Below are 7,392 nucleotides of genomic sequence, written 5' to 3' on the forward strand. Positions count from 1 at the left end.
AAAATCTACAAATAAAAATCTCTTAATTTATCTTTTTATGAATTTTTGTAAAGAAAAGATTTTCCAATCAAAATGATAATATTTATTTATTGTAACTAGTCAAGTCTATTTTATTAGGATTACCTAACATTTTAAGGAAAATATTCTTAATCACAACCTTTGTATTCTAGTAAATAGTGAGTCAAGAAGTAGTAATGCTCTCTTTTGCGGTAAATATCTTTATTTTGCTTATCTAACTTTAGAATAACGCTAATAGCGAAAAATTCTCATCTTATGATTGCTGGAAACTCAATGTCAAACTACAAATAGAACACAGATTTCCAGATCATCGAAATCAACTTCTAAGCAGACACAATGTCCTCGTGTCAGATCAAGTCGTATTAACTTGAAATGTCTGTAATAGCTATTCACGGTAGAGATAGAGGCTGTCTAGTGGTGAACCCGAGGCGAATAGCACGACTGTCTGGATCTGTTAATCCTACAAGTGGTGTTGTGATACACCATACGCCAGAAAAGTCATTAAGTAGAAAATTCAGACAATTAAGTTACCATTTAGGCGCTTACGCAAGAGAATCTGGCGTGAGCGCCTGAAAAACAAGATATTCAAATGGGATTCCACTTTATGCTCTTGATATCCCAACTTGAAATAGAGCTGCCGTGCTTGACAGTTATTTTCCAAAACATGAAGGTATAAATCTTGAAACCCCCAAGAGAGGGAAACTTTTTCACAAGCTGTCAGTAACCCAGAAGCAGCACCTTGCCTACGGTATTTTGGGTGTACAGCTAAATTGGACAGGTACGGAAAACTTTTACCTGCTTGCATCCAAGAATCGCTAAAACGCACACCCAACTCTACAGTTCCAACGATGTTGCTTGCAGTATCGGCAGTCATGTCAACAGCAACCAAACAGAGATGATGAGGTGCAGGAGATGCAAAACGATGCCTTAAGTCTTCGTATATACCCAAACGCAATAATGGAAAAAGCCACTTTAATAGACCACTTTGGCTATGAAAGCTTTCGGCAATGATTTGGGCAACACCAATCAAATCAGCGGGTGTAGCCGCACGCATTTGAAATGGGTAAGAAGCTGGAAACGCTGCGGCTAAGGCTGGTTCTTGAGGAAATGAGTGAAAAAACAAGGGTTTCAAAGCTAGTTCAGTTTTGATTTTATCCAATACAAATATTCTCAAATATCGTAAAACATCATCAAACCTATAGCAAAACTTTGTGATCCTTCAACACTGATGAACCGTTTACTGTGAGCAAGTAATTTAGCATAGCTTTCTGAAGATCCCGATTGCTAAATTGGAGGTATGTATTTGTTGAATAGTATACTTTGCTATTGAATCTCAATTGTTGCCATATCGCAAACTCTACCATGATTGGCACAAAGGAAACTTACTTGCACATCTTAAAGCCGGTGCTCTGGCAAAAAACTTAACATATTGAGTTCAGTGAACAAACTGTTGTTGAAGAGTTCACAACAAGCAATAAGGCAGTGTTACACTGGCTCAGGATTGAGAACACAGAACTTGGTATGACACAATCGGTTGCGGATGAAACTCCTATTCCAGATACATCATGGAGGCGACACACCGATCCACCTAGTTTGTGGATTGCTGTAACCACAATTTCTTTAACCCTCCACTTATTGCTCTTTTGGCTGCTGCGCTCGTATTCGTATAACCTTTTATCACAACGAAATTCATCAAATCCTATCCCAGTGGAATTTGTGGAGATTTCTTCACAGCCAAAAGCGCCATCAAAAGCAAAACCAGTTTTGTTCAAAAAACCTTCGACAACTCAAAAGTCGTCTGTAACAAGCTCACCAAAGCTCGCTAGTCAAGGAAATTTAACGCCAAAATCCACCTCTAGTGTAGAAGATAGCAATGCGATTGCACTCACAAACCCCACAAGCGCAAAAACTTCTCAATCTCAAGTCAAGAATACAACTCAACAATCCTTAAAAAAACAGGTTATCAAGCAAAAACAACCACAACCAAATCCTCAACCTATTGCAACATCTCAACCAACTCGCCAACCTGAACCATTCATAGCAAAGACTCCAGAACCTCCACTACAACCGACTCCAGAAGATACCCCACAAGCACAACAACCTCAGCCAACCCCAGATCAAACACAACCAGAACCTCGGTTACAGCCGACTCCAGAAGCACAACAACCCCAGCCAACTCCAGAACCGACAACTTTGGCGGATAATCCAGACACACAGAATCAAGGGAATCAACAAGAATTAGGCGAGCAAAATCAGGCTTTAAATCCCGAGAATAACACCACAGATTCAACTAGTACTAATTCTTCACCTGAAACAGGTGAGCAAGCAAAGCCAGCTAATGAGTCTACAGAATCACCTAGTACTCTTCCCAGACAATCTGATGATCAGGTTATTCTTGGGAAAAAAACACCTTCACCAGATCTTGGTCCACTAGTTACACCAGAACAGTCGCCACTGGATGAGCCAAAAGTGGGAGGACTGGTAGCGTTCTGGGATATACCAGAAAACCTAGCTCAACCCCAAGACAACAGTAGGCGAAAAGAATTAAACATCGTTTTACCCGACACAGCAGGCGATTTTCAGCCTGTAGATTTTTTAGTGTGGCTAACCATTGATGAACAAGGGACGTTGTGGTTGATCAAAGTAGATCAAGAAATACCCCAACCACAAAGAAGCCAATACCAGAAATATGCGAATGAAATTTTTAAAGGTCAAAAATTTGTCCCCGCAACCGATAAAGACCCTGCAACTGGCAAGCAAAAGTCAGGATTAAGGTATCTGTCTGTACGTGTAAAAATCGAGCGCCCCTAGCTTGACTTTGTGCGAAAATAGTGTTATGTTCTAATAGTGAATTTGCGGGCGTAGTTTAGTGGTAAAACTATAGCCTTCCAAGCTATTAATGCGGGTTCGATTCCCGCCGCCCGCTTATCTAAAAATGAAAAAAGTTCTCAGGGTAACCCTGAAAACTTGAAACTTGTTGTGATAAAGCATTATTGCGACAAAAAAGAATGTGTGATCTTTAACCGAATTTACCGCTGACGTATTCCTTAGTGGCTTGCTGTTGCGGGTCTTGGAAAATAGTCTCTGTGCGGTCATATTCTACAAGATAGCCAGTACGACCTCCTTTTTCGGAAGTTTGAACGTTAAAAAAGGCTGTCTTATCTGAAACCCGGGAAGCTTGTTGCATATTGTGAGTCACAATAATGATTGTGTACTGCTCCTTGAGTTCATGCAGCAAGTCTTCAACCCGTAGGGTGGAGATGGGGTCTAGAGCAGAACAGGGTTCATCCATTAAAATAACTTCAGGTTGAACTGCGATCGCCCGGGCAATACACAAACGCTGTTGTTGTCCCCCAGATAAGGACGCACCACTTTGCCGTAGTTTGTCTTTCACTTCATCCCACAAAGCCGCTTGTCTGAGCGATCGCTCTACCAATTCATCCATATTACCTTTATAACCATTCAGTTTCGGTCCAAAGGTAATATTGTCATAAATTGACTTTGGAAAAGGGTTCGGTCTTTGAAACACCATCCCAATTCGACGACGCACCACAACAGGGTCAATATGAGGTGCATACAAATTCTCACCTTGGTAAAATACATTACCTTCAGCCCGAAAAGTATCAATTAGGTCGTTTAGGCGGTTGTAACAACGTAGCAAAGTACTTTTACCACATCCAGAAGGACCGATAAACGCTGTAACCTTATTTTTCGGGATATCAAGCCAAATATCGCGTACTGCCAAAAAGTTCCCGTAGTAAACGTTGAGCTTCTCTGTACGAAAAACGGTGTCAGTTTGATTTCCGTTTCTAATGTCAGTTGCCATAAATTTAGAGACTCTATTTTAACCTGAATGAAACTTGCGATTTGCTTTAGTTATTTAATTTTGCGACTCGTAGCCCAACGAGCAATGATACTGGTGAGTAGAACCAACAACACCAAAATCAATGACGCCGCCCAAGCTAATGACTGCAAATTTTTAAACGGAGAAATTGCAAAGTTGAAAACTAGTACCGCAAGAGATGCAGTAGGCTCGAAGATACCACGAGGCCAAAATTGAGAGAACAAAGCAGTAAATAGTAGAGGTGCAGTTTCTCCGGCGGCGCGGGCGATCGACAAAGTTGCCCCAGTGACAATTGCTGGTACTGCTGCTGGTAGAACTACTAATGCCACAGTTTGAAACTCAGTCGCACCTAACCCCACAGCTGCTTGTCGCAAATCGTCCGATACTAACTGCAATGCTTCATCAGTGGTTCGGACAATAATTGGTAGCATCAAAATAGACAGAGCAAATCCTCCAGCTACAGCTGAGAATCCGCCTGTTAAACTGACTACAATACCATAAGCAAACACACCAGCAATAATAGATGGAACTCCACTGAGAACGTTGGTAGCAAAGCGAATCCAACGAGACATCTTACCAGTGCTAAATTCCGTCAAATAGACTGCTGCCAAAACTCCTAAGGGAATGCTAATTAAAGCTCCAATTCCTACCATAACGAGCGTTCCCAATATGGCATTCCCAAAGCCTCCTCCCTTTACCAAAGGTGGTGGTGGCAATTTGGTAAATAAGTCTAGGCTCAAAGTGCTTATGCCTTGGATAATAACGTAAGACAGCACTGCGATCAAAGGCACAAGAGCCAATATCCCGCACGAAAAAGCGACTACTGTCATCACCTTGTCAAATAGCGTCCGGGGAGACGTCGCGGAGCGAGATAAGCCGCCAGTAAAGCCGGGAGAAAAATTGTTACCAGAAGTAGAAGTCATTATTTACTACACCCAAATGCTACAGTCGCTTGACTCGCAGAACGATTAACTCTGCCAAAATGTTGACTATAAGGGTTAAAACAAACAGAACTAACGCCGCATACATCAAAGCACTGACTTGCAGACCATTTGCTTCGGCAAACTGATTCGCCAGCAAAGAAGAAATTGTGTTAGCTGGTGCAAATATCGAGGCGTTAATAACGTTGGCGTTACCGATGATCATCGTCACAGCCATTGTTTCTCCCATCGCTCGACCCAACCCCAACATCACAGCGCTTACAATACCTGAAAAGGCAGCCGGAATAATAACTTTCAAAATTGTTTCCCAACGAGTTGCTCCTAATCCCATAGCTGCTTGGCGTAAACTCGGGGGGACAGAAATCAGTGCATCACGGGATATAGCTGTAATAATTGGCAAAGTCATAATTGCCAATATAACCCCTGCTGGGAACATTCCTGGTCCTGTTGGAGGGGTGCTAAAAATTGGTAACCAGCCAAAGTAAGCGTTAAGCCATTTTCCAATACCTGTCAGTATGGGAACCAAAACGAAAATTCCCCAAATGCCATAAACGACACTGGGAATAGCTGCTAATAGTTCCACCAAAAAAACCAAGACTGTTCGTGCAGATGATGGTAGCAAATTTTCACTCAGCAAAACAGCAGTGCCAATGCCAATTGGTACGGCTATCAATAGACCAATAAATGCACTTACCAAAGTTCCATAGACTTGCGGTATAACACCGTAGTCATTATTGACTGGATTCCAAGCGCTTTTTACTAAAAAGCTAGCACCAAACTTTTGGATCGCAGGCAGTGCCTGAATGGCAACTTGTATCGCAATCCATAATAGAATACCTGCGACCGCTAGTGCAAAAATCCGAGTCAGGAGAATAAAGCCTCGATCAACTGACTTTTCTAATTCCGACCGGGGTTGAATTGTGCCTTGACGATTTCCGGCTTGTATATTCATGAATAACTTCACCCATCAACTGAAAAATGTGGGAGCGAACCACACAGAAGAATTCAAAATTCACGCATTTGCCCATTCAAAATTTGACAAGCAATGCCAGTGCTACTTGCTGGCGCTAGCACCACCGCTACCACCACCGACACTTATTTTGTAATCTGGACTGATAGCATCAGCACTAGCAGCAACTTTTTTCAGCACTTTTTCAGGTAAAGGAACATATCCTAGTTGTGAAGCAGCCTTTTGACCTTCTGTCAAGCCATATTCAATCATGGCTTCCACTGCTTTGGCTTTTGCTGCATCAGGATATTTCTTGTAAACCAAAAGCCAAGTGTAGGTAACAATTGGGTAAGAATCTTTTCCTTCTGGGTCTGTAATAAAGGCGCGGAGATTTGCGGGCAATTCTACAGCATCTAAAGCTTTAGATGCCGATTCATCTGTTGCTGCGACAAATTGACCTGCTTTATTTTGCAAAGCAGCAAAAGTGAGTTTGTTTTGTTGAGCGTAACCGTACTCTACATATCCAATTGCACCTTGAGTTTGTTGGATTTGGGCTGTCACACCTTCATTACCTTTAGCACCAACTCCTGCGGGCCAGTTTACGGTTTTACCTTCACCAACTTTGGATTTCCATTCTGGATTAATAGCACTGAGGTGTTTTGTGAACACACCTGTTGTACCACTACCATCAGAACGATGCACAATCGTAATTGGTTGCTTAGGAAGTTTGGCACCAGGGTTAGCAGCGGTGATTTTCGGGTCATCCCAAGACTTAATGGTGCCTAAGAAGATCCCAGTATAAACATCTCGTGGAAGTTTGAGATCCTGTACTCCAGGTACATTGTAAGCTAGCACAATGCTACCAGCAGTCATGGGCAGCAAAAGGACGCCGTTTTGCACCTTGCTGATTTCTTCATCCTTCATGGCAACGTCGCTAGCACCAAAGTCTACAGTACCTTTGGTAAATTGCTCGACTCCAGCACCACTACCAACTGACTGATAGTTCACTTGGAGATTAGGATATTTCTGGTTTAAAGCCTGGAACCAAGTTTGATACAAAGGTGCTGGGAAAGAGGCTCCAGCGCCTGTTAATCTGACTTGTCCACCAAGGTCAAGTTTTCCAGGAGCACTAGCAGTAGCATCCTTTGCAGCACCACCAGGGGCTTGGCTAGTTGTATTACCGTTTTCCGCTTGCGGACCACCGCAAGCAGCTAAGCTGAGGCTCAGTGCTAATACTGAAACTGTTCTTGATAAGCAAGAAATATTAGTTACAAGGTAACGAAAAAGCATGGATATGTTTTTTTGGTGATTTTCCAGCTAAGCGATCATAATATACAACTTAAGAGTAAAGATAAGGTTAAGATAATCCAAACAAGTACTTTTTCTCACGTCCAATATCGCAAAATCTTAATATTGTTTACTTCATTAAATTTTGTAACTGTCAATTGCTCATTCGGAGAACAAATTATACATTAGTACATTTGTTTTAGTGGGAGATACAGAAACACACGTTACACAACAATAATCGTTTAAGAAGTCTATCCAATTCAAAAATAATAAAGTTTAATGAATCAGCTAAACGTGTTCAAAGAAAAATTTTTAACTTGTTAAAATACAGAGACAAAAAAACAAGATAATAC

General features: G+C 41.7%; 6 protein-coding genes and 1 tRNA gene. 2 read left to right on the forward strand and 5 right to left on the reverse strand.

All coding sequences use genetic code 11. The features are described 5' to 3' along the window. Positions 1-532: 532 nt before the first annotated feature. Positions 533-1,177 (reverse strand): GNAT family N-acetyltransferase, encoded by a 645-nt coding sequence (locus tag DP116_RS25555; protein WP_246275792.1) that lies wholly within the window; start codon positions 1,175-1,177, stop codon positions 533-535. A gap of 362 nt (positions 1,178-1,539) precedes the next feature. Here DP116_RS25555 and DP116_RS25560 point away from each other — a divergent pair, with 362 nt between their 5' ends. Together DP116_RS25560 and DP116_RS25565 are read left to right on the forward strand one after the other, a co-directional pair. Next, on the forward strand, positions 1,540-2,829 hold the full coding sequence (locus tag DP116_RS25560; protein ID WP_169157823.1) for a hypothetical protein: 1,290 nt from the start codon (positions 1,540-1,542) through the stop codon (positions 2,827-2,829). A 44-nt stretch (positions 2,830-2,873) separates the two neighbouring features. Further along, positions 2,874-2,944: transfer RNA gene (locus DP116_RS25565), tRNA-Gly, on the forward strand. Positions 2,945-3,037: 93 nt separating this feature from the next. Here DP116_RS25565 and pstB read toward each other — a convergent pair. The 4 genes from pstB to pstS form a co-directional block, all read right to left on the reverse strand. Then, on the reverse strand, positions 3,038-3,844 hold the full coding sequence (pstB, locus tag DP116_RS25570) for a phosphate ABC transporter ATP-binding protein PstB (protein ID WP_169157824.1): 807 nt from the start codon (positions 3,842-3,844) through the stop codon (positions 3,038-3,040). Between the two features lie 50 nt (positions 3,845-3,894). Beyond that, positions 3,895-4,785, reverse strand: a complete 891-nt coding sequence (gene pstA, locus DP116_RS25575; RefSeq protein ID WP_169157825.1) for a phosphate ABC transporter permease PstA — start codon at positions 4,783-4,785, stop codon at positions 3,895-3,897. Between the two features lie 19 nt (positions 4,786-4,804). Beyond that, complete coding sequence (gene pstC, locus DP116_RS25580) at positions 4,805-5,755, reverse strand: phosphate ABC transporter permease subunit PstC (RefSeq protein WP_169157826.1); 951 nt, start codon at positions 5,753-5,755, stop codon at positions 4,805-4,807. 102 nt (positions 5,756-5,857) lie between these two features. Continuing rightward, positions 5,858-7,042 carry a phosphate ABC transporter substrate-binding protein PstS gene (gene pstS, locus DP116_RS25585; RefSeq protein ID WP_169157827.1) on the reverse strand — a complete coding sequence of 395 codons (1,185 nt, stop codon included), beginning with the start codon at positions 7,040-7,042 and terminating at the stop codon, positions 5,858-5,860. Between the last annotated feature and the right edge of the window lie 350 nt (positions 7,043-7,392).

The organism is Brasilonema bromeliae SPC951, from assembly GCF_012912135.1.
GTDB lineage: Bacteria > Cyanobacteriota > Cyanobacteriia > Cyanobacteriales > Nostocaceae > Brasilonema > Brasilonema bromeliae.